The sequence below is a fragment of the Pseudomonas sp. P106(2024) genome (genome assembly GCF_057480815.1).
On record NZ_JBLIYU010000001.1, the window covers coordinates 499,452 to 522,496 of the forward strand.

Here is a 23,045-nt window from a genome sequence, read left to right on the forward strand (position 1 = left end):
CATGGAATGGCTGACCAGCCCGGAAATCTGGGTTGCCTTTTTCACCCTCACCGCGCTTGAGATTGTGCTCGGGATCGACAACATCATCATGATCTCGATCCTGGTCAGCCGCATGCCCAAGCACATGCAGCCGCGCACGCGGATCTTCGGCCTGGCCCTGGCCATGGTCACGCGGATCATGCTGCTGCTGTCGATCACCTGGGTCATGCGCCTGACCGACGACCTGTTCCATGTGCTCGGCCAGGGCATCTCCGGGCGCGACCTGATCCTGTTCTTCGGCGGCCTGTTCCTGCTGTGGAAGAGCTCCCAGGAGATCTACCACGGCCTGGAAGGCGAGGACGAGAGCGCGGATGCGCCGAAAGGGGCGGGCGGCAAGTTCTTCTACACCATCATCCAGATCGCCATCATCGACATCGTGTTCTCCCTGGACTCGGTGATCACTGCGGTGGGCATGGTCTCCCACGTACCGGTGATGATCGCCGCGATCATCGTCGCGGTGCTGGTGATGATGCTCTGCGCCGGCACCATCAGCGACTTCATCGACAAGCACCCGTCGCTGAAGATGCTTGCGCTTTCGTTCCTGATCGTCGTTGGTACCGTGCTGATCGCCGAATCTTTCGATGTTCACGTGCCGAAGGGCTATGTCTACTTCGCCATGGCCTTCTCGCTGGCGGTTGAAGCGATCAACATCCGCATGCGCACGGCGCTGGCGCGCAAGAAGGGCAAGGAGCACGATCCGGTGAAACTGCGCAAGGACATTCCCGGTCAGTAAGATCAGGAGCGCAGTACAAAAGGGCCCTTCGGGGCCCTTTTCGCATCCACGTCCCTGTAGGAGCGCCCCCTATCGCGACACAAGGCCGCTCCTACAGGCACCCGTGTTTCAAATAGATTTCAGTCATGCCAAGCTGGCACCCATCGCGCAAAACAACTAAAGCTTCAGTGAGCACTGAAAAAACCAGCCCACCCCCGGGCCAGGCTCACCGTTGTACCCATTGGCCCCGCACAGGGGCATAGAAGAAAAAAGGGGGCCCGACCATGCTGACCCTGCTCAACCTGCTCTCCGCCGTGGCATTGCTGGTGTGGGGCACCCATATCGTGCGGACCGGTATCCTGCGGGTCTATGGCTCGAACCTGCGCCGGGTGCTCGGCCAGAACATGAACAAACGTCCGCTGGCGTTCATCGCCGGGATCCTGGTAACCGCCATGGTGCAGAGCAGCAACGCCACCGCCATGCTGGTCACCTCGTTCGTCGGCCAGGGCCTGATGGCCATGACCCCGGCCCTGGCGATCATGCTCGGCGCTGACGTGGGCACCGCGCTGATGGCGCGGGTGCTGACCTTCGACCTGTCCTGGCTGTCGCCACTGCTGATCTTCCTCGGGGTGATCTTCTTCCTCTCACGCAAGCAGACCCGCGCCGGCCAGCTGGGCCGGGTGGGCATCGGCCTGGGCCTGATCATCCTGGCGCTGCAGCTGATCGTCCACGCCGCCGCGCCGATCACCCATGCCCAGGGGGTCAAGGTACTGTTCGCCTCGCTGACCGGAGACATCCTGCTCGACGCCCTGATTGGCGCGTTGTTCGCCATGATTTCCTACTCCAGCCTGGCCGCCGTGCTGCTCACCGCCACCCTGGCCGGCGCCGAGGTAATCAGCCTGCCGGTGGCCATCGGCCTGGTGATCGGCGCCAACATCGGCAGCGGCCTGCTCGCCTTCCTCACCACCAGCCTGCAGAACAGCGCCGGGCGCCGGGTGGCGCTGGGCAGTCTGCTGTACAAGATCATCGGCCTGCTGCTGATCATCCCGATACTGCACCCGCTGGTGGAATGGATGGACAGCCTGAGCTTCAGCCCGCAGGAGCTGGTGATCGGCTTCCACCTGCTCTACAACACCCTGCGCTGCCTGCTGATGCTGCCGACGGTCAACCCCATGGGCCGGGTGTGCAACTACCTGCTGCCCGAGCGCGACAACGGCAACGGCCACCACCAGCCACGCCACCTCGACCCGACCGCACTGAACACGCCTAGCCTGGCCCTGGCCAACGCCGTGCGCGAAACCCTGCGCCTGGGCGATATCGTCGACAGCCTGCTTGACGCCATGCTCGGCGCCCTACGCGGCACCCAGACCGCCATGCCACAACAGGTGCGTGCCCTGGGCGAGGACGCCGAGGCCCTGTACAACGCCATCAAGCTGTACCTGGCACAGATGCCCCGCGAGGATCTTGGCGAGCAGGACAACCGGCGCTGGGCGGAGATCATCGAGCTGGCGATCAACCTCAAGCTGGCCAGCGACTTGATCGAGCGCATGCTGCGCAAGGTCCAGCAGCAGAAGACTTCGCAGCGTCGGGAGTTCTCCCAGGTCGGCCTCGAGGAACTGACCGGACTGCAGGAGCAGCTGCTGGCAAACCTGCGCCTGGGCCTCTCGGTATTCCTCAGCGCCGACCCGCAGAGCGCGCACCAGTTGCTGCGCGAGAAACGCCGCTTCCGCGCCCAGGAACGGCGTCTGGCCCATGCCCATGTCAGCCGCCTGCAACGTAAAGTGGTGCAGAGTATCGAGACCAGTTCGCTACACTTGGAGCTCATTGCCGACATGAAGCGTTTGAACTCTTTGTTCTGCAGCAGTGCCTATGTGGTACTGGGCGGCACCGATACCGGCGGGCTGATGCTCGACAGCGTGCCGGACGAAGCCCGCCAGCCCTGAGCCCAGACACCCCGGAGACCGAAGCTCGCCTATGCGTTGCCTGTTGTTCGCCTGCCTGCTGATCCTCAGCCTGCCCACGCTCGCCCTCGACCGCTCGCGGGTCGAGGGCTACCTGCTGCCCAACGGCCTGCAAGTGATCCTCAAGTCTGGCTACGAGCGCGACCATGTGTCGATCCGCCTGGTGGTTGGCGTGGGCCTGGACGACTTCGATTGCGACCAGCGCGAACTGCCGCACCTGCTCGAGCACCTGCTGTTCAGCGGGATCGACGAGACGGGCGAGGGCGGCCTGGAAGAGCGCATGCAGGCCCTGGGCGGGGAATGGAACGCCTTCACCAGCAGCGCCGACACCACCTTCGTCATCGAGGCCCCGGCGCGCAACCAGCGCAAGGTGCTCGACCTGCTGCTGGCGATCATTCGCGACACCCGCATCGACGAAAAAGCGCTGGCCACGGCGAAGAAGATCATCGAACGCGAGGACGGCGGGCACTACGGCCGCCTGCAGCGCTGGCTCGACCGCCAGGACATCGGCCACCCGGCCAGCGACCAGCTGGCCACCGAGCTGGGCCTGAAGTGCCCCGAGCGCTCCAGCCTCGACGATATGACCCTGGAGCAGGTGCGGCAACTGCGTGAGCACTGGTACGTGGCCAACAACATGTCGCTGATCGTCGTCGGCGGCCTCGACCGCCTGCTGCCGGCCTATCTGGAGCGCACCTTCGGCGAGCTGCCGGCCACCGAACCCGGGGAACGCCGCAACCTGGAGAGCATCAGCCAGCAGGCCGAGCAGCGCCGCGACCTGACCCGCGGCTGGCTGGGCGACAACGTCAAGCTGCACTGGCTGTTCATCGAGCCGACGCTGGAAGAGGGCCATGACCAGACCCTCGAGCTGCTTTCGCGTTACCTGGACTGGGCGCTGTACGACCAGCTGCGCCTGCGTCACGGCCTGTCCTATGGCCCGTCGGTGCAACGCGAAAGCTTCGGCGACAGTGGGATGCTCAGCCTCAATGCCGACCTTGAGCGCCAGGACCTCGACGCGGCGCTGAAGGTGCTCGGGGAACTGTTCGACCACCTACGCAAGCACGGTCTGGACCCGGACACCTTCGCCCGGATCAAGGAGGCGGCGATTGCCCGGGAAAGCTGGACCACCCAGGGCAACGCGGCGCTCGCCGACTACTACTGGGGGGCGCTCAACGCCTACGTGGACGGGCGTTTCACCGATCCGGTGCGGCAACTGCGCCAGGTCAGCCTCAAGCAAGCCGACGCGGCGCTGCGCGAACTGCTCAAGGAACCGGGGTACCTGCGCATCGAGAAGCCGTTGCTGGGGTATGACGAACTGTATGGTCTGGTGGCGCTGCTGCTGGGGCTGATCCTGGCTGCGGGGCTGATCCGTCGGCGCCGCGTGCTGGCCAAGCGCCCCAGTGGTGCTACACGGGAGCCGTGATTCGGCGGTATCCTGTCAGCCAACAGCGTCCACGTCCAGGACGCCTCGAACACGCCTCTTCCTGTTGTAAACCCATGCCCCCGATCCCCGGCTTCATCCTGCGCATCATCGAACTGCTCAAACGCTACCCCGGCATCATCGCGCTCTACGGTTTCCTCTCGGGGATCGGCAGTTTTATCCTGGTCGACCGCCAGGCCGGCCTGGCCAGCTGGATCGCCATCGTCATGCTGGTCAGCTGGATCTGGCTGATGCTGGAGAACACCCTCACCGAGCTGTTCGCCCGCACCTTCAAGCGCGAGATCCCGCAGCCCCTGCTGCGCTTCGCGACGCAGATGATCCACCAGGAAAGCCTGTTCTTCGTCCTGCCGTTCTTCTTCATCACCACCACCTGGAACAGCGGCCAGCTGATCTTCACCGGCCTGCTCGGCGCCGCCGGGCTGATTTCGATCGTCGACCCGCTGTACCACAAGTGGCTGGCGCCACGCCGCTGGCTGTTCCTCGCACTGCACACCCTGACGCTGTTCGCCGCGATGCTCACGGCGCTGCCGATCATCCTCCACCTGACCACCGCGCAGAGCTTCAAGCTGGCGTTGATCGCCGCCATGGTGCTGTCGTTCCCGAGCCTGGCCAGCAGCTTCCCGATCAACAACTGGCGCCGCGGCGTGGCCCTGGTGCTGGTGACCCTGGCGGTCGGTGGCGGCGGCTGGCTGCTGCGCTCCTGGGTACCGCCGGCCACGCTGTGGATGACCGACGTGGCGATCAGCACCGAAGTGCTCAACCGCCAGCCGGGCGCCTCGCTGGACGAAGTGGCCGCCAGCCGCATCCGCAGCGGCGGACTTTACGCCTATACCGCCATCAACGCGCCCCGTGGCCTGAACGAGCGCATCTACCATGTGTGGCAGCTGGACGGTAAGGAAGTGGACCGTATCGCCCTGGATATCCACGGCGGGCGCAAGGAAGGCTACCGGGCCTGGACCCACAAGCAGAACTTTCCGCCCAATCCGGTGGGCAAGTGGCAGGTGAGGGTGCTGACCGAGGACGGGCAGGTGATCGGGGTGTTGCGCTTCAAGGTGGTCGACGGCCCGCCTGCGCAGTGAAGGGCTGGGGCTGCTGTGCAGCCCTCCAGTCAGCACACATTCAACATGCGCTATGATCAGCCTCTATGCCCTCAGTCAGACGCATGGAGCCTATGACCGTCCCCAGCGCCACCCTGGACACCACCGAGCAGCCCTCGCGCCTGCGCATCGTCGGCGACTGGACCCTGGCCCACTACGCCAGCCTCAAGCGCGAATGCGAGCGCCTGGGCAGCCAGTACGGCGATGACACCCAGGTCGACCTCAGCCAGCTGGGCCGCCTGGACACCGCCGGCGCCTCGCTGCTGGCCGAGCTGCTGGGCTCCGAACGCCTGTCGCGCTGCACCGACGAACTCCCCGATGCCAGCCGTGCGCTGCTGAAGAACGTCTACTGCTCGGTGCAGGACTACTGCATCCCGGTCAAGGAGCCGGAGCAACCGGTGCTGCTCCTGCTGCTGGCACGCATCGGCCGCGCCGTCGACCAGCTGTGGCAGGACACCAACCAGGTGCTGGGCTTCGTCGGCCTTATCCTGCAGACCCTGTTCCTGCGCCTGTTCCAGCCGCACCGCTGGCGCGTCACGCCGGTGGTCGCGCACCTCGAGCAGACCGGCCTGGACGCCGCGCCCATCGTCGCCTTGCTGACCTTCCTGGTGGGCGCGGTGGTGGCCTTCCTCGGCGCCACGGTGCTGGCCGACTTCGGCGCGACCATCTTCACCGTCGATCTGGTGGCCTTCTCCTTCCTGCGTGAATTCGCCGTGCTGCTGACCGCCATCCTCATGGCCGGTCGCACCGCCAGCGCGTTCACCGCGCAGATCGGCTCGATGAAGGCCAACGAAGAGATCGACGCCATCCGTACCCTGGGCCTGAACCCCATCGAACTGCTGGTGGTGCCCCGGGTGCTGGCGCTGCTGATCGCGCTGCCGCTGTTGACCTTTGTCGCGATGCTCTGCGGCATGATCGGCGGCGCGGTGGTCTGCGCACTGACCCTGGATATCTCGCCGGCCATGTTCCTCTCGCTGCTGCAGAGCGACATCGGCGTGCAGCATTTCCTGGTGGGCCTGGCCAAGGCACCGTTCTTCGCCTTCCTGATCGCCGCCATCGGTTGCCTGGAAGGCTTCAAGGTCAGCGGCAGCGCCGAATCAGTGGGCGCCCACACCACCTCTGCCGTGGTGCAATCGATCTTCGTGGTGATCGTGCTGGACGCGGTGGCCGCGCTGTTCTTCATGGAGATGGGCTGGTGACTGAAGCCGTGATCGAAGCCCGGGGCCTGTGCAACCGCTTTGGCAGCCAGAGCGTGCACGAGAACCTCGACCTGGACCTGTACCGCGGCGAGATCCTCGCCGTGGTCGGCGGCTCGGGCAGCGGCAAGTCGGTGCTGTTGCGCAGCATCGTCGGCCTGCGCCGGCCCAACGAAGGCACGGTCAAGGTGTTCGGCCAGGACCTGGCCAGCCTCGACGAAACCCAGCGCTCGCTGGTCGAACGCCGCTTCGGCGTGCTGTTCCAGAAGGGCGCGCTGTTCTCGTCGCTGACCGTGACCGAGAACGTCGCCCTGCCGCTGATCGAGCATGCCGGGCTGTCGCGGGCCGACGCCGAGCACCTGGCAGGAGTCAAGCTGGCCCTGGCCGGGCTGCCGATCAGCGCCGCCGACAAGTACCCCGCATCGCTGTCCGGCGGCATGATCAAGCGCGCCGCCCTGGCCCGCGCCCTGGCCCTGGACCCGGACATCCTGTTCCTCGACGAGCCCACCGCCGGCCTCGACCCGATCGGCGCCGCCGCCTTCGACCAGTTGATCCTGACCCTGCGCGACGCCCTGGGGCTGTCGGTGTTCCTCATCACCCACGACCTGGACACCCTCTACACCATCACCGACCGGGTGGCGGTGCTGTCGCAGAAGAAGGTGCTCGTGGCAGGGCCCCTGGCCGAGGTCGAGCAGACTGAAGACCCCTGGATTCATGAATACTTTCACGGCCCGCGTGGTCGGGCGGCCGAAGACGCCGCCCTGCGCGCCCGCCAGGAGCGCTGAACGATGGAAACCCGAGCTCATCATGTCCTGATCGGCCTGGTCACCGTGCTGGTGGTGGCCGGCGCCATGCTGTTCGGCCTGTGGCTGACCAAGTCCAGCGTCGACGACGCCTTCAAGGACTACGAAGTGGTATTCAACGAGGCGGTCTCAGGCCTGTCCCGCGGCAGCCCGGTGCAGTACAACGGCATCAAGGTCGGTGACGTCAGCAGCCTGCGCCTGGACCCGAACGATCCGCGCCGGGTACTGGCCCGCGTGCGCCTGAGCGGCGACACGCCGGTCAAGGAAGACACCCAGGCCAAGCTGACCCTGGCCGGGGTGACTGGCAACTCCTTCATCCAGCTCAGCGGCGGTACCCCGCAGAGCCCAGAACTCAAGGGCAAGGGCGGCAAACTGCCGGTGATCGTCGCCTCGCCGTCGCCGATCTCACGCCTGCTCAACGACAGCAGCGACCTGGTGACCAACATCAACCTGCTGCTACACAACGCCAACCTGATGTTCTCCGAAAGCAATATCGAGCGCCTGAGCAACACCCTGGCCAACCTGGAGCAGACCACTGGCGCCTTCGCCAGCCAGAAGGGCGGCATCGCCGATGCCATCGAGCAACTGGCCCAGGTCGGCAAGCAGGCCAACGCCACCCTGGCCGAGACCCAGGCGCTGATGCGCAACGCCAACGGCCTGCTCGGCACCCAGGGCAAGCAGGCCATCGGCAGTGCCGAACAGGCCATGCAGTCGCTGGCCGAAAGCACCGCCACCATCAACAGCCTGTTGCAGGACAACCGCCAGTCTCTGGACGACGGTGCCCAGGGCCTGAACCAGATCGCCCCAGCGATCCGCGAACTGCGTGAGACCCTCAACTCGCTCAAGGGCATCTCCCGGCGCCTGGAAGCCGACCCCAGCGGCTACCTGCTGGGCCGCGACAACAACAAGGAGTTCCAGCCATGATCCCATCGCTGCGCCTGGCCTTCGCCGCCGCCACGCTGAGCCTGGTTTCGGCCTGTTCGATCCTGCCGCAGAGCGAGCCTGTGGATATCTACCGCCTGCCGGTGAACCAGTCGGCCCGCGCCGCCGCACCGCTGGACTGGTCGCTGCGCCTGAACAAGCCGCTGACCAGCGAAGCCCTGGCCGGACCGCGTATCGCGGTGATCCCCCAGGGCGATGTGATCAGCAGTTACAAGGGCGCACGCTGGAGCGACCCGACGCCGATGCTGGTGCGCAACCGCCTGCTCGACGGTTTCCAGCGCGATGGCCGGGTGCAGCGCCTGAGCGCCGATGACAGCAACCTGCAGGCTGACTACGAGCTGGGCGGCGAGCTACAGGCCTTCCAGAGCGAATACCACCCAGGCGGGGCGGTGGAGGTGGTGATCCGCTACGACGCGCGGCTGGTGCAGGGCCGCAGCCAGCGCATCCTCGCGAGTAAACGCTTCGAGGTGCGCCAGGTGCTGGGCGAACAGCAGGTCCCGGCGGTGGTCGCCGGCTTCGGCGCGGCCAGCGACCAGCTGGCGCGCCAGGTGATCGACTGGACCGTCAGCCAGGCTCAGGCGAAGAACCAATAGCAGACGAAGATCGCCGCGATCACCCCCGACAGCTCGGCCAGCAACGCACAGCCGACGGCGTGGCGCACCCGCTGGATGCCCACCGCGCCGAAGTACACCGCCAACACGTAGAAGGTGGTCTCGGTGCTGCCCTGGATGGTCGCCGCCACCAAGGCCGGGAAGCTGTCCACGCCTTGGGTCTGCATAGTCTCGATCAGCATGGCCCGCGCCGCGCTGCCGGAGAACGGCTTGACCAGCGCGGTGGGCAACCCTTCGACGAAGCGGGTGTCCAGGCCCATCCAGTTCACCGCATGGCGAATGCCGTCCAGAGCCAGCTCCAGCGCCCCTGAGGCGCGCAATACACCGACTGCCACCAGCATCGCCACCAGGTAAGGCAGCAGGCTCTTGGCCACGTCGAAGCCTTCCTTGGCGCCTTCGACGAAGGCCTCGTACACCTGCACCCGCCTCAACGCGCCGATCACCAGGAACAGGATGATCACCCCGAACAGCGTCAGGTTGCCGAGGATCGACGACAGGCTGGCCAGCGCGGCCGCCGACAGGGTGCCGAGGAAGGCCATGAAACCGCCCAGCAGCAGGGCACCGGGAACCAGGTAGGCAAGCACCACCGGGTCCCACAGGCGCAGGCGCTGCATCACCGCCACCGACAGCAGGCCGACCAGGGTCGAGCAGCTGGTGGCCAGCAGGATCGGCAGGAACACCATGGTCGGATCGGGCGCGCCTTGCTGGGCGCGGTACATGAAGACGGTCACCGGCAGCAGGGTCAGTGACGAAGCGTTGAGCACCAGGAACAGGATCTGCGCGTTGCTCGCCGTGGTACTGCTGGGGTTGAGCTCCTGCAGCGCGCGCATGGCCTTCAGGCCGATGGGCGTGGCGGCGTTGTCCAGGCCCAGGCCATTGGCGGCGAAGTTCATGGTGATCAGGCCCAGGGCCGGGTGGCCGGGCGGCACTTCCGGCATCAGCCGGGCGAACAGCGGGCCAAGGACCTTGGCCAACCATTCGACGATGCCGGCCTTCTCGGCGATTTTCAGGAAACCCAGCCACAGGGTCAGGGTGCCGAACAGCAGGACCATGACCTCCACCGACAGCTTGGCCATGGCGAAGATGCTCTCGACCATCGTGGCGAAGATGCCGGCGTTGCCGCCCACCAGCCACTGGGCCAGGGCGGAGATGGCCGCCACCAGGAAAAAGCCGAGCCAGAGGCCGTTGAGCATCCGTGTGTTCCCCCGTGAAAAGTGCCCGAATGATAGCGAAGATTGCGGGCGAGGGCTGCGCCCTCGACTATTGCGCAGACAACAAAAAGCCCCGACAAGTCGGGGCTCTTCGTTCAGCTCAGTGGCTTACTGGTTGACGGTCTTGCCCGCCATCACAGCCTCTTTCTTGCCTTTTTCCAGCACCAGCGACTGGTAGTACGCCGCGCCTTTCTCGGCGTCGTACATGCCCTGCCACTTGGCGATGACCACTGCGGCCAGGGCGTTGCCCACCACGTTCAGCGCGGTACGGGCCATGTCCATGATGCGGTCGACACCGGCGATGAAAGCCAGGCCTTCCAGCGGAATGCCCACGCTGCCCAGGGTGGCCAGCAGTACCACGAAGGACACGCCCGGCACGCCGGCGATACCCTTGGAGGTGACCATGAGGGTCAGCACCAGCAGCAGCTGCTGGCTCCAGGACAGGTCGATGCCGTACAACTGGGCGATGAAGATCGCCGCGATGCTCTGGTACAGGGTCGAACCGTCGAGGTTGAACGAGTAGCCGGTCGGTACCACGAACGAGCAGATCGACTTCGGCGCGCCGTACTTCTCCATCTTCTCGATCACGCGCGGCAGCACGGTCTCGGAGCTGGAGGTGGAGTAGGCGAGGATCAGCTCGTCCTTCATGATGCGCATGATCTTGATGATCGAGAAGCCGAACACGCGCGCCACCAGGCCCAGCACCATGAAGGCGAAGAAGGCGATGGCGAAGTACACCAGCAGCACCAGCTTGGCCAGCGGCAGCAGGGAGGCGAAGCCAAAGTTGGCGACGGTGGCGGCGATCAGGGCGAACACGCCGATCGGGGCGTAGTTCATGATCATGTGGGTGACCTTGAACATGGTCTCCGACACGCCCTGGAAGGTGCGCACCAGCGGCTCGCGCAGGTCGGCGTTGAGGCTCGACAGGCCCATGCCGAACATCACCGAGAAGAAGATGATCGGCAGCATCTCGCCACGCATCAGCGCCGCGAAGATATTCGACGGGATCAGGTTGAGCAGGGTCTCGATGAACGCGTGCTCATGCTGCACCTCGGCCGCGGTGGCCTGGTACTTGGAGATGTCGACGGTGCCCAGGGTGCTCATGTCGATGCCGGCGCCCGGGTGGAACACGTTGGCCAGGACCAGGCCGACGACGATGGCGATGGTGGTCACCACCTCGAAGTAGATGATGGTCTTCAGGCCGATGCTGCCCAGTTTCTTCGCGTCGCCAACCCCAGCGATGCCCACGATCAGCGACGAAATCACGATCGGGACGACGATCATCTTGATCAGGCGAATGAAGATGTCGCCGGCTGGCTGGAGGACGTTGCTGATCCACCATGCCTTTTCTGCACTGAAATGATTCAGTAGCGCGCCGACTGCAACGCCCAGCAACAGACCGATGACGATCTGCCAGGCGAGGCTCAGTTTTGCCTTCTTCATGTCATTACCCTTTGTTGTAGTGGTCACGGGCACCGGCCGAAAAGGTGCATGCCAGAGCGGCTTGAAGCCATTCCGGTTGCGCCTGGTCGATCCGGCGTCCCACTGTAAGGACACCGCGAGCGAACATTGCTGGCGCTCGGGCCGAGGAAAAAGGCGGCAACTATTGCGACGTGGGGAGGGGCAGTCTAATGCCGGAAACGACTACCCTATGCCGAATCGGCATGAGACCGGAAGGCGAAATCGGGCATCGCCAAGTCCTTGATTTTCAACGTTCGGATTTCCGAACAAGGCCAAAGCGCCATTTTTAGGCCGATTTGACGGGAGCACAGAAAGGTGTGAAGTGGCGTGTTCGACAATCCGAATGGCTGAAATGCCACATGAGCTGACCTGTCGGACAAGTAAAAAAAAATCGATATACGGTAGCGACAAAATGTGTCTGAAGTAAAAAGTCGCTCGTATTAAAGGAAGAACTCCCACAGGCGCTTCGGAAGCCAGATCGGTTACATCGTCCTGTTCGGAGCCAACCGACCTGCAACTTCCGATGCCACCCTCTCCTGACCCGGCCCATGACGGAGGCACTCCCTGTACCCCTAGGCCACTGCGACCCTGCAACAGTCAGAGCGGCCCGGCCCCCTGGTCATGCGCCGCCCCTCCTCGGGGCGGCGCACCATAGAAGCCTGAAAGGTAAAAAGGTTCAGCTTCTATAGCATTACAGTCCGCGATCGCTGGTCAGTACCAGTTCGGATCGCGCTTGAGCTGCTCCCGCAGCAGAGCCTTCATCCCGTCATCCGGCTTGCCCAGCCAGCGGTAGTCGGCATGACGGGTAGGTGACTTGTCGGCAGGCAGCCCTTCGGGCACCTCCACTAGCATGCCGTAGGCTTCGTCCTTGTCCCAGCTGAAGGCCACGATCAGGCGCTTGTAGGTACAGTTGCCTTCGGACTCGCACAGCGGGCCGACCAAGTACTTGTCGCCGTCCTCGGTTACCGCAGACATCTGCTGCGCCGAGCTGCCGCTGAGGTTGATCACCCACTCGGGCAGGCGCTCCTCGTTCTTGAGGGTCTTCTGCCAGGTTTTCTGGTATTCGGGGTCCGAGCCAAGCAACTGGTTGGCCCGGACCTGGCCGTCATTGGCCGCCAGCGCTGTCGCGCCGCTGCCCAGCAGCAGCGCGACAAGCAGGGCCTTGGGGAGCATCCTGCTCATGGTCATCAACCTCTGCCACGACCGAAGAAGAAGGAGGCTACGAACAGCACCAGGAAGATGATGAAGAGGATCTTCGCGATACCGGTCGCGGCGCCAGCGATACCACCAAAACCCAGGACTGCGGCGATGATGGCGATGATCAGGAAGGTGATTGCCCAACTAAGCATGATGTTTCTCCTTTTCTTGTGCGAAATCGGTCGATGGCGTCAGAACACCCAACGCTCCTCGGGCTGAACACGCTCGAGAACGGCAGGCGCATTGTCGGCACTGGGCAGTGGCTCGGCGGCCTTGACCAGGGTAGAGGCATGGGTTGTCCGTAACTGCGTCAACAGCGCGGTCTGCACCGCCACCTGCTCGGCCAGCCGGGCGGTCTGCCAGCTATGGTAGAAGAGGCCCGCCGCCAGGGTGAGCAGCAAGGCCATGCCGAGGAACAACAGCTGGTGCAGGGGGACTACAGCGCTCTGCGTACGATTGTCTTGGGGGCGATTCATGCCGACTCCTCCTGCTGTGCTTGTTATCCATTCTGCAAAGGTTATTGCAGCCTGCATGCCAGCCTTCTCGAACAATAAAAATCCTTTTAAATCATAAAGTTACGAAATACGCCCGCCTTACCGAGGGACGTATCCTGCACGATGACCCACAATCGGGTCGTGCGTTTTGCACGACACAGCCGTCGGCCAATCCCTGCCGATGCCTCGATTTCAGCCCGTGGAATCCGAATAGAAGCCAATTGCCAGCGATCAACTTCATATTTATCAGAGACTTAGCCATCATTAAGGCATGCAGCTAGCATGCATGGAGCAGAATCAATCAGAATCGACCATGCAACTTGCCCGATTTTTCCGACACTAATTGAGATCAATCCCAAAGGAGCGCAGGAAATGGAATCAGCCCAGGACAACCAAGGCCGCATTCTGCTGGTGGATGACGAGTCCGCCATCCTGCGCACATTCCGTTATTGCCTCGAGGATGAGGGCTACAACGTGGCCACGGCCAACAGCGCTGCCCAGGCCGAGGCACTGTTGCAGCGCCAGGTGTTCGACCTGTGTTTCCTCGACCTGCGCCTGGGCGAGGACAATGGCCTGGACGTACTGGCACAGATGCGTATCCAGGCACCGTGGATGCGGGTGGTGATCGTCACCGCCCACTCGGCCATCGACACTGCGGTGGATGCCATCCAGGCCGGCGCCGCAGACTACCTGGTCAAACCCTGCAGCCCCGACCAGCTGCGCCTGGCTACCGCCAAGCAGCTGGAGGTCCGGCAACTGTCGGCGCGCCTGGAGGCCCTCGAAGGCGAGGTGCGCAAACCCAAGGACGGCCTGGACTCCCACAGCCCGGCGATGATGGCGGTGCTGGAAACCGCGCGCCAGGTGGCGACCACCGACGCCAACATTCTCATCCTGGGCGAGTCGGGCACCGGCAAGGGCGAGCTGGCCCGTGCCATCCACGGCTGGAGCAAGCGGGCACGCAAGGCCTGCGTGACCATCAACTGCCCCTCGCTGAATGCCGAGCTGATGGAGAGCGAGCTGTTCGGCCACACGCGCGGCGCCTTCACCGGCGCCAGTGAAAGCACACTGGGCCGAGTCAGCCAGGCCGATGGCGGCACGCTGTTTCTTGACGAAATCGGCGATTTTCCCCTCACGCTACAACCAAAACTGCTGCGTTTCATCCAGGACAAGGAATACGAGCGGGTCGGCGACCCGGTCACCCGCCGGGCGGATGTGCGGATCCTCGCGGCCACCAATCTCAACCTCGACGAGATGGTCCGCGAGAACCGCTTCCGTGAAGACTTGCTGTACCGACTGAACGTCATCACCCTGCACCTGCCGCCGCTGCGCGAGCGCTGCGAGGACATACTGACCCTGGCCGACCGCTTCCTTGCCCGCTTCGTCAAGGAGTACTCGCGCCCGGCCCGCGGCTTCAGCGATGAAGCACGCACGGCGCTGCTCAACTACCGCTGGCCCGGCAACATTCGCGAACTGCGCAACGTGATCGAGCGCGCCAGCATCATCTGTCCCCAGGAGCGGGTGGAGATCATCCACCTGGGCATGGCCGAACAACCCGCCAGCAACGCGCCCAGGGTCGGTGCGGCGCTGAGCCTGGATGAGCTTGAGCGTGCCCATATCGGGGCGGTGCTCGCTGCCAGCGACACCCTCGACCAGGCAGCCAAGACCCTGGGCATTGATGCCTCCACCCTTTATCGCAAGCGCAAGCAATACAACTTATGAAATGGCCGATGAAGCTACGCACACGGCTGTTCCTGAGCATCTCGGCACTGGTTACCGTGGCTTTGCTTGGCCTGTTGCTGGGCCTTTTCAGCGTGCTGCAGATGGCAGCCCTGCAGCAGCACGTCGTCAAGGACACCACCTACACGCTCGAGCTGGCCCTCAAGTTGCGGCAGAACCTGGGCGAACAGCTGAATCTGATTCTCGACGAGGACACCACCCCGAATACCCTCGTCACCCTGCAGGACCAATTCCAGACACTCCTCGATCAGGGACTGGAACAAGGCGGAGAACGCACCGGCTTGAGCAAGGCCGCCAGCAACTACCAGGCATTTGTCCAGGCCTATCGACAGAGCCCCTCGCCTGCACGCAGCATGGGTGTCGAGCAGCCCCTCGGAGCGGCCTTCAACCAGGTACGCATGGACCTGCTGGAGTCCCACCGCCACGCCTTGGAAAAAATCACCCGCAGCGAGGAGCAGTCGCGCAATCAAGCCCTGCTCATCAGTGGCATGCTCGGCATGGTTGGCCTCACTGTGCTGGTACTAGGTTTCATCACTGCCCACAACATAGCCAGGCGCTTCGGCCAGCCGATCGAGGCACTGGCCAAGGCCGCCGACCAGATCGGCCAGGGCAATTTCGACGTCACCCTGCCGGTGACCCAGGCCACCGAGCTCAATCAGCTGACCCGCCGCTTCGGCCTGATGGCCGATGCCCTGCGCAAACACCAGGCCACCAACATCGATGAACTGCAGGCCGGCCAGCAACGCCTGCAGGCGGTACTCGACAGCATCGATGACGGTCTGCTGATCATCGATCGCCAGGGCCGCCTGGAACACCTCAATCCGGTAGCCCAGCGTCAACTCGGCTGGGATCCGAGCCGCCGGGGCACAGGCCTGGCCGAGGCCTTGCAACGCCCGGAGCTGGACCTGCAACTGCGCCAGGTACTGCGCGGCGGCAGCCTGGATCGTCCACCGGACGACCTGAGTCTGGAGGTGGATGAGGAAACCCGCCTGCTGACCTACAGCCTGACCCCGGTCAGCCACCCCGAGGGGCCGATCCTTGGCGCGGTGATGGTGCTGCACGATGTTACCGAGCAGCGCGCTTTCGAGCGGGTACGCAGCGAATTCGTGCTGCGCGCCTCCCACGAATTGCGCACGCCGGTCACTGGCATGCACATGGCCTTCGGCCTGCTGCGCGAGCGGGTCAGTTTCCCGCCTGAGGCGCGGGAGAACGATCTGCTCGAAACCATCGCCGAAGAAATGCAGCGCCTTACCCAGCTGATCAACGACCTGCTCAATTTCTCCCGCTATCAAAGCGGCCTGCAGAAGCTGGAGCTGGCTCCCTGCGCCCTCGACGAACTGTTCGAGCGCGCCCGGGCACGTTCTGCCGAGCAGGCTTCGAGCAAGCAGATCGAGCTGATACTCGAGCTGGAGTCACCACTGCCGCGCATCCAGGCCGACGTCACGCAGCTCGACCGGGTGCTCGACAACCTGCTGCACAACGCCATCCGCCACACCGGCAGTGGAGGGCGTATCCGCCTGCACGCACGGCGCCATGCCGAACGGGTGATCATCAGTGTCGAAGACAACGGCGAAGGCATCGCCTACGGCCAGCAAGGGCGGATCTTCGAGCCGTTCGTCCAGGTCGGGCGCAAGAAGGGCGGGGCCGGCCTGGGCCTGGCGCTGTGCAAGGAGATCGTCCAGCTGCATGGCGGGCGGATGGGCGTATTCTCGCGGCCTGGGCAGGGTACGCAGTTCTACATGGCCTTACCGGTCTGACACGGCTTTTTTTCAGGCAATCAGCCTCAAGGCTCATCATCGATCCGCCGCCCTGCCACCCGCCGCCCCCGGGTAATCAGCTCGGCAAACTGACGCGCGTTCAACGGATGGGCGAACAACCAGCCCTGTCCATAGTTGACACCCTCGCTGTTAAGTAGCACCGCCTGGTCCTCTGACTCGATACCCTCGGCGATGACCCGCAGGTGCAAGTCATGGGCCATGCGGATGATGTGCGGCGCCACACCGCTGCTGGCGGCGTCATGGCCAAGGGCGTCGATAAATGACTTGTCGATCTTCAGGCAATCCACCGGCAACGTCTGCAGGTAGGCCAGGCTGCAATAGCCGGTGCCGAAGTCATCGATCAACACTTGGTGCCCCACGGCGCGCAGGGCCTGCAGGTTGTCCCGCGCCACCACCACATCGATCAACCCGCGCTCGGTCACCTCGAAGGCGATCTGCCGGGGCGCCACCCGATGATGGGCCAGCAGTCGCGCCGCCACTCGACCGATACGCGGCGCCATGACGTCGCAGGCCGCCAGGTTCACCGAGATATACAACTGGCGGTTGGCCCGCAGCAACTGCCCAAGCTGCTCGAGCACCCGCTGTAAGACGAAGTCGGTGATCTGGCGAATCTGCCCGGTGTTCTCTGCCAGGGGAATGAACAAGTCCGGGCTGGTCAGGCTGCCATCCGGACGGCGCCAGCGCACCAGAGCCTCGGCCCCGACACAGCGCCGGCTGTCCAGCTCGAAGATCGGCTGGTACAGCACCTGCAGCTCGCCCCGGCGCAAGGCCTGCTGCAGCTCAGAACTCATCGAGCGGCGTTGCAGGATCAGTTGCAGCACCAGCCAGCCGATGCACGCCGCCAGCACCAGGCTGCCGGGAAAAAGCAACCAGAGCAGGCCATTAAGCTTCAGGGGCAGGCTGGCGCGCGGGGCGATCAGCACCAGTTGGTAGTCCGGCGATTTGGTGGACATGCGATAGACCAGGCGATCGGGCAGCTCGATCAGCGACTTGCCCTGGGGCGGCGGCCAATCGGCGATGGGTGGCCAGGGTTGCGCCGGCCCCAGTACCGGAATGGCCCGCGTGCCCCGATCGAGCACCACCAGCAAGCTGCCGCCTGGGGGCAAATCGACCACGTCCGTGAGGTGGCCACGGGAGGTGGACACCACGAAGCGGCCCCGACCCAGCATCAGCGCCGCGAGGTTTTCGTTGGGCTCGGTGGTGGTGTTCAGCCAGTAGCTGTAGGTCGGCCCCTGGATGTCCGGGCTGCGCAAGGGTTCGATGATCCGCTCGCCGCCGCGGTTCGAACAGGCAAGCGTGCCTTCCACATAGGACGCCTCGTAGATGAACCGCGACTCCAACGCCACCTGCTGCAACTGCGCCAGCATCTGCGGATCGCAGCCGCGCAGGGGTTGCGCCTGGAGCTGGTCCACACCCTCGCGCAACTGGCCGAAGACCTGCTCAAGGCGCTCCAGAAAACGCTCGCCCTGGGCGTTCATCTGTGCGCTTTCGCTCTGCTTCATCTGCTGCAAGGCCACATTGACGCTGATCGCCAGCAACAGTGCGGCACTGGCCAACGCCGCGAGCGCGGCCAACAGCCAGGGTCGGTGGAAAAATTGACGCACCGATGCGAGGAGGTCAAACATGCGTGGCATCCAGTTGAATACCAAAGGTATAGCAACTGAATCGATGATTGGCGTGGCCGCTGGGCGTGTGATTGCCAGGATTTGCTCGCTCCCCTGAGCGGCCTTGTGTCGCGAAAGGGCTGCGCAGCAGCCCCGGCAATCTTTAGTCAGACTCGAGATCCTGGGGCCGCGCTGCGGCCCTTTCGCGACACAAGGCCGCTCCCAGAGGGCAAGACCAGTTTCTATGCTATGAAAGCTGCCTCACCGCTTGCGGTTGAGCACCTGCAACATCGCAGCGGTCTGCGCATCCGGCACACCATCGAAGCGCTGCGCACGGAAGCGCATCTGGAAGGCGGCGATCACATGACGAGTGGCCACATCCCATTCGCCGGTCTGGTCGATGGCGTAGCCAAAGCGCGCCAGCTGCTGCTGGTACCAGGTGACGCTCGGCGGGTTGACCTCGAAATAGGCCTGCTGGCGTGCCACCGACGCGGCGTCCGGCCAGATGCCCAGACCGGCGTCGGCCAGGCGCTTCCAAGGGAACAGCGGGCCCGGGTCGAGCTTGCGCAACGGCGCGATATCACTGTGGCCAATGATATGGCGCGGGTCGATGTTGTTGCGCTTGACGATATCCTTGAGCAACGCGATCAGCGCCTGCACCTGTGCTTCACTGTACGGGTGCCAGACCCGCCCGGTCGGGGTGTCGGTATACCCCTCGTTGACGATCTCGATGCCAATGGAGCTTGAATTGAGCCAGGTACGCCCCTGCCACTGACTGTCCCCGGCGTGCCAGGCACGACGATTCTCGTCCACCAGTTGATAGACCGTGGCCGGGCCGTCACCGATCAGGTAGTGGCTGCTGACTTCGCCATGGGTCAGCAGGGCAAGGGAGCGCTCCAGCGAGGCATTGGTGTAATGCAGCACGACAAACTGGATACGGCTGTCCTGGTTGGCCGAAGGATGGCTGCGGTCGATGCGCAGGCCACTGGAACAACCTGCCAGGGCCAGCAGGAGCAGGGCGGTGAAGAGTCTTTTCATAGCAGGGGCACGTCATGGAGTCAGCGGCAACAATGCTACAGTATAACGTGCCGGTCACGATTGCTCACCCTGAACCCGACTAACCCTGCTCCACCCGATTGCGCCCCAGCTCCTTGGCCCGGTACAACGCCTCGTCGGCGCGCTTGAGCACCTGGTCGCCGCGCTCGCCGGAGCGGAAGGCGCTGATGCCGATGGAAGTGGTGATGACCACCCGCTCGCCCTTGAAGTGGAACGGGCAGGCCTCGATGGCCGCACGCATTGCCTCGGCCACCTGCACCGCTGCCGGCGGCGAAGACTGCGGCATCAGCAGGACAAATTCCTCGCCGCCGAAACGGGCGATGAAGTCGCGGCCGCGCAAGCGCTTGCGCAACTGATCAGCAACGATCTTCAGCACTTTGTCGCCCGCCAGATGGCCATAGCCGTCGTTAATGCGCTTGAAATGATCAAGGTCGAGGATCGCCATGGCCAGGTGGCCACCATTTTCCTGCCAGTCGAGTACCTCGCGCTCGACCTGCTCACTCCAGGCTGCACGGTTGGGCAGACCGGTCAGCGGATCGATCATGGCTTTCTGGCGCTGCTCCTCGAGATGCTCGCGGTAACCGAGGGCTTCCTGCTCCATGCTTGCCACACGCTCGGCCAGGCCTTGCAGGCGGCTGGCCAGCTCGTGCTCACGGCGATCACGCTCGTGCTGGTGATCGTCCATGGTCACCAGCAGGCCTTCGAGGCGGTTCTCCAGGATGTGCTTGAGGCTGTCGACATCGACGGCGCCCTGCACGCTGCTTTGCAGACCATCGACCTGCTCGCGTAGCTGGCTGTCCAGCGCGCGGGCGGCGGAGCTGTTGTCGGCATGGCCGGCGCTGGCTTCGTGCAGGTGGCTCTGGAAGGACTCCAGGCGCTCGTTGAGCTGTTGCAGGTAGGCTTCGAATTCATGCTGGCCACTGTCGGTGATCGCCAGCATGAGCACAGCCAGGTCATCCAGGACCGGGATCAGTTCGTACCAGTTCAGCCCCCGTGAAACCCGCTCGCGCATCTCCAGGGCCTGGGCCTTGTGACGCTCCGGCAGGCTGAGGTCGTCGAGCAGACCGATCAGGGTCTGCTCGATATGAGCGGCGACCTGACTGTACGGCGGCTCGACCGCGTCAGGGAGGGCGTAGGGACCGTCCTCGCCGACGACCTCCTCGACCGTGGCCTCAGGTTCGCGCGCAGCGGCGCCTTCGTCCTCGACAGAGGCCTCGGCTTGCGGATCGATGTGTTCGACCGGCTGCACCAGTGCTTGCGGTTCAGGTTGCGGCTCGGCAACGGGCACCGGCGTGGCTTCAACCAGTGCGGGACCAGGTAACTCGACCTCGGGCCCGGACAATTCGGCAGGCTCAGGCGTGACATCCGGCGCGGGTGCCACGGCATGCAGCTCATCAGCGTCCCTTGGCTGCACCTCAGGCGTAATGACGGGCGCCTCCAGCGACGCAGGCACAGGGGCGTCGACCGCCGCAGGCGCCAGCTCAGCCTGGGGCTCGTCACGACCCCCGAACAGACGCTGCAGGAAGCCCGGACGAGTCCCGTCCTCGGGCTTTTGCATCGCACTCAGGGCGCGTCCCTGCAAGCCACTGAGTTCACCCAGCAAGGGCGGCAGCTCACGGGACTGGCTGACCCCGCCATCAAGCTTCTTCGCCAGTTTTTTCAGCGGTCGCGACACCTCGCCTGGCAGCGGCAGGGTCTGCAACTGGGTAACCAGCGCAGTCAGCGCGTCGCTGACCTGGTTCATGCGGGTTTCGCGGCGCTGCTCGGAGTCGAGTACGGCTTTTTCCAGGCGCGGAATCAGCCCGGCGAGGCCGGCGTCCATGTTGTCGCTGCGGATGACCTCGCGCATTTCCTTCATGCACTGGTCAACGGTCTTGTCGCTACCTTCAGCCGCCAGGGTGCTGCGCACCAGGCCACGGCGCAGCAGGTCGAGACGGGCTTCCCAGCGCCGCTCGAGCTTTTCCTGCTGCTCGATGCTCTTGAGGTATTTTTCTTTCCAGCGCTCGGCTTCTTCGGTCATGCCTGGATCCGCAACGGGTAGTGGCATCTAGTCCTGCAATCACTGGATTTCGGCGGAAAAGCCCAACACTTGAGCGCCGGATTCGCCCAGGCAGGACTAACTCAGGACCGGCAGCGTATCCACAGTCAGGGCATCAGGCAATCGTATCTCGACGGCAACCGGAAGGTGGTCGGAAATAGGCTGCGCCAGCACCTCGACACGTTCGAGCGTCAGGCTTGGGCTGAGCAGGATATGGTCAAGGCAGCGCTGGGGGCGCCAACTGGGGAAGGTGGCCTCGACCTGGGGCGCGATCAGGCCCAGATCACGCAGTGGCGAGTGGTCGATCAGGTCGTTGGCGTGGGTGTTCATGTCACCCATGAGGATCTGATGGCGATAGCCGCCGATCAGCTCGCGGATGTAGGCCAGCTGACGGGCGCGGGTCTTGGCGCCAAGGGCCAGGTGCATCATCACCACGATCAGCGCATCCTCGCCCTCGCCGAAGCGCACCAGGATCGCCCCGCGGCCGGACGGGCCGGGCAGGGGATGGTCTTCCAGGTGCTGGGGCTTGAGACGGCTGAGTACGCCGTTGCTGTGCTGGGCGAAACGCCCGAGGTTGCGGTTGAGCTGCTGGTACCAGTAGGGAAAGGCGCCCAGCTGTGCCAAGTGCTCGACCTGGTTGACGAAGCCGGAGCGCAGGCTGCCGCCGTCGGCCTCCTGCAGGGCCACCAGGTCGAAGTCGCCGAGCAGGTCGCCGATCTTCTGCAGGTTGCCGGCGCGCCCGTTGTGCGGCAGCAGGTGCTGCCAGCTACGGGTGACATAGTGCCGATAACGCTCGGTGCTGATGCCGACCTGGATGTTGAAGCTGAGCAGCCGCAGGCGACCATCTTCCGGCAAGCCGGTGGCCCGCAGGTGATGCTCGTTGACCTGCGGCTGGGGCAGGCCGATGCCTCGCGTGGCACGCAAGCGCATGGCAATCGCCGCTTACTTAGCGGCGCGCTCCTTGGCGATCAGTTGGTCGGCGACGTTCAGCACGCCTTCCGGACCTTGGGCGGTGCCCAGGTCGAAGCGGTATTTACCGTTGACGACCATGCTCGGTACGCCAGTGATCTCGTACTTCTTGGCCAGCTCCTTGGCCTGGTTGACCTGGCCCTTGATGGCGAAGGAATTGAAGGTGGCGAGGAACTTGTCCTTGTCCACGCCCTGGGTGGCCAGGAAGTCGGCCATTTCTTCAGGCTTGGTAAGACGCATGCGCTTGTTCTGGATGGCATCGAATACCGCGTTGTGGACGTTGTGCTCCACACCCATGGCTTCCAGGGTCAGGAACATCTGGCCGTGGGCATCCCATGGGCCACCGAACATGGCCGGTACGCGCTTGAAATTGACATCCTTGGGCAGCTTGTCGATCCAGGGATTGATGACCGGTTCGAAGTGGTAGCAGTGCGGGCAGCCGTACCAGAACAGCTCGACGACTTCGATCTTGCCGGGTACCGAAACAGGCACCGGGTTGCTCAGCTCGATATATTCCTTGCCGGCGGTTGCAGGCTCCGCGGCCTGCACGGCGGCCATACCGAATACGCTGGCGGCGACCAGCGCGGCGCTGAGAATCAGTTTACGCATGCTTTACTCCTGAGCAGTCTTTGGTCGCCTCGACGCGACCCGTGTAGGACAGGCCGGATAGGGCTCGAGTTCTGTAGTGTAACGGCTATGGA

General features: G+C 64.3%; 20 protein-coding genes. 10 read left to right on the forward strand and 10 right to left on the reverse strand.

Annotated elements, in window-relative coordinates; translation table 11 throughout:
- Position 1 precedes the first annotated feature (1 nt).
- The 8 genes from AC25M7_RS02290 to AC25M7_RS02325 all read left to right on the forward strand — a co-directional run bounded on the left by AC25M7_RS02290 (position 2) and on the right by AC25M7_RS02325 (position 8,781).
- Positions 2-772, forward strand: coding sequence for a TerC family protein (locus tag AC25M7_RS02290; RefSeq protein WP_028688653.1), 771 nt, complete (start codon positions 2-4; stop codon positions 770-772).
- 263 nt (positions 773-1,035) lie between these two features.
- Complete coding sequence (locus AC25M7_RS02295) at positions 1,036-2,694, forward strand: Na/Pi cotransporter family protein (protein WP_028688654.1); 1,659 nt, start codon at positions 1,036-1,038, stop codon at positions 2,692-2,694.
- Between the two features lie 31 nt (positions 2,695-2,725).
- Positions 2,726-4,132, forward strand: coding sequence for a M16 family metallopeptidase (locus AC25M7_RS02300; RefSeq protein ID WP_288519566.1), 1,407 nt, complete (start codon positions 2,726-2,728; stop codon positions 4,130-4,132).
- A 74-nt stretch (positions 4,133-4,206) separates the two neighbouring features.
- Positions 4,207-5,229, forward strand: a complete 1,023-nt coding sequence (locus AC25M7_RS02305; RefSeq protein WP_486970702.1) for a DUF5924 family protein — start codon at positions 4,207-4,209, stop codon at positions 5,227-5,229.
- Positions 5,230-5,312: 83 nt separating this feature from the next.
- A complete protein-coding gene (locus tag AC25M7_RS02310) occupies positions 5,313-6,446 on the forward strand; it encodes an ABC transporter permease (protein ID WP_028688657.1) in 1,134 nt (377 codons plus the stop codon).
- Positions 6,443-7,228 (forward strand): ABC transporter ATP-binding protein, encoded by a 786-nt coding sequence (locus tag AC25M7_RS02315; protein ID WP_062359969.1) that lies wholly within the window; start codon positions 6,443-6,445, stop codon positions 7,226-7,228. Before AC25M7_RS02310 ends, AC25M7_RS02315 begins: the two co-directional genes overlap by 4 nt.
- A 3-nt stretch (positions 7,229-7,231) precedes the next feature.
- On the forward strand, positions 7,232-8,170 hold the full coding sequence (locus AC25M7_RS02320) for an MlaD family protein (RefSeq protein ID WP_028688659.1): 939 nt from the start codon (positions 7,232-7,234) through the stop codon (positions 8,168-8,170).
- Positions 8,167-8,781 (forward strand): ABC-type transport auxiliary lipoprotein family protein, encoded by a 615-nt coding sequence (locus AC25M7_RS02325; RefSeq protein ID WP_062359971.1) that lies wholly within the window; start codon positions 8,167-8,169, stop codon positions 8,779-8,781. The genes AC25M7_RS02320 and AC25M7_RS02325 overlap by 4 nt, the downstream gene beginning before the upstream one ends.
- Here the strand turns inward: AC25M7_RS02325 and AC25M7_RS02330 are convergent.
- The 5 genes from AC25M7_RS02330 to AC25M7_RS02350 form a co-directional block, all read right to left on the reverse strand.
- Positions 8,763-9,992 (reverse strand): nucleoside recognition domain-containing protein, encoded by a 1,230-nt coding sequence (locus AC25M7_RS02330; RefSeq protein WP_486970703.1) that lies wholly within the window; start codon positions 9,990-9,992, stop codon positions 8,763-8,765. The two genes, AC25M7_RS02325 and AC25M7_RS02330, sit on opposite strands and share 19 nt — an antisense overlap.
- A 126-nt stretch (positions 9,993-10,118) precedes the next feature.
- Positions 10,119-11,453 (reverse strand): glutamate/aspartate:proton symporter GltP, encoded by a 1,335-nt coding sequence (gene gltP, locus AC25M7_RS02335; protein WP_028688662.1) that lies wholly within the window; start codon positions 11,451-11,453, stop codon positions 10,119-10,121.
- A gap of 729 nt (positions 11,454-12,182) precedes the next feature.
- The gene (locus AC25M7_RS02340; protein WP_028688663.1) at positions 12,183-12,653 is read right to left on the reverse strand and encodes an inhibitor of vertebrate lysozyme family protein; all 471 of its coding nucleotides are present in this window, start codon (positions 12,651-12,653) and stop codon (positions 12,183-12,185) included.
- A gap of 5 nt (positions 12,654-12,658) precedes the next feature.
- Positions 12,659-12,820 (reverse strand): DUF1328 domain-containing protein, encoded by a 162-nt coding sequence (locus tag AC25M7_RS02345; protein WP_028688664.1) that lies wholly within the window; start codon positions 12,818-12,820, stop codon positions 12,659-12,661.
- A gap of 39 nt (positions 12,821-12,859) precedes the next feature.
- Positions 12,860-13,144, reverse strand: coding sequence for a hypothetical protein (locus AC25M7_RS02350; protein ID WP_028688726.1), 285 nt, complete (start codon positions 13,142-13,144; stop codon positions 12,860-12,862).
- A gap of 390 nt (positions 13,145-13,534) precedes the next feature.
- On the opposite strand from AC25M7_RS02350, the gene algB reads away from it, so the two are divergent.
- The gene (algB, locus tag AC25M7_RS02355) at positions 13,535-14,881 is read left to right on the forward strand and encodes a sigma-54-dependent response regulator transcription factor AlgB (RefSeq protein ID WP_062359975.1); all 1,347 of its coding nucleotides are present in this window, start codon (positions 13,535-13,537) and stop codon (positions 14,879-14,881) included.
- On the forward strand, positions 14,878-16,656 hold the full coding sequence (locus AC25M7_RS02360; protein ID WP_028688666.1) for a KinB sensor domain-containing domain: 1,779 nt from the start codon (positions 14,878-14,880) through the stop codon (positions 16,654-16,656). The genes algB and AC25M7_RS02360 overlap by 4 nt, the downstream gene beginning before the upstream one ends.
- A 26-nt stretch (positions 16,657-16,682) precedes the next feature.
- Here the strand turns inward: AC25M7_RS02360 and AC25M7_RS02365 are convergent, their stop codons facing one another.
- From AC25M7_RS02365 to dsbA, 5 genes are all read right to left on the reverse strand, one after another.
- Complete coding sequence (locus AC25M7_RS02365; RefSeq protein WP_028688667.1) at positions 16,683-18,302, reverse strand: EAL domain-containing protein; 1,620 nt, start codon at positions 18,300-18,302, stop codon at positions 16,683-16,685.
- A gap of 240 nt (positions 18,303-18,542) precedes the next feature.
- Entirely contained in the window at positions 18,543-19,319 is a 777-nt protein-coding gene (locus AC25M7_RS02370) for an N-acetylmuramoyl-L-alanine amidase (RefSeq protein WP_028688668.1), read from the reverse strand.
- Positions 19,320-19,398: 79 nt separating this feature from the next.
- Positions 19,399-21,357, reverse strand: a complete 1,959-nt coding sequence (locus tag AC25M7_RS02375; RefSeq protein ID WP_486970704.1) for a GGDEF domain-containing protein — start codon at positions 21,355-21,357, stop codon at positions 19,399-19,401.
- Between the two features lie 96 nt (positions 21,358-21,453).
- Positions 21,454-22,305: an endonuclease/exonuclease/phosphatase family protein gene (locus AC25M7_RS02380; protein WP_028688670.1), complete on the reverse strand. Its 852-nt coding sequence runs from the start codon at positions 22,303-22,305 to the stop codon at positions 21,454-21,456.
- A gap of 12 nt (positions 22,306-22,317) precedes the next feature.
- The gene (gene dsbA / locus AC25M7_RS02385; protein ID WP_062359983.1) at positions 22,318-22,953 is read right to left on the reverse strand and encodes a thiol:disulfide interchange protein DsbA; all 636 of its coding nucleotides are present in this window, start codon (positions 22,951-22,953) and stop codon (positions 22,318-22,320) included.
- Positions 22,954-23,045: the final 92 nt, after the last annotated feature.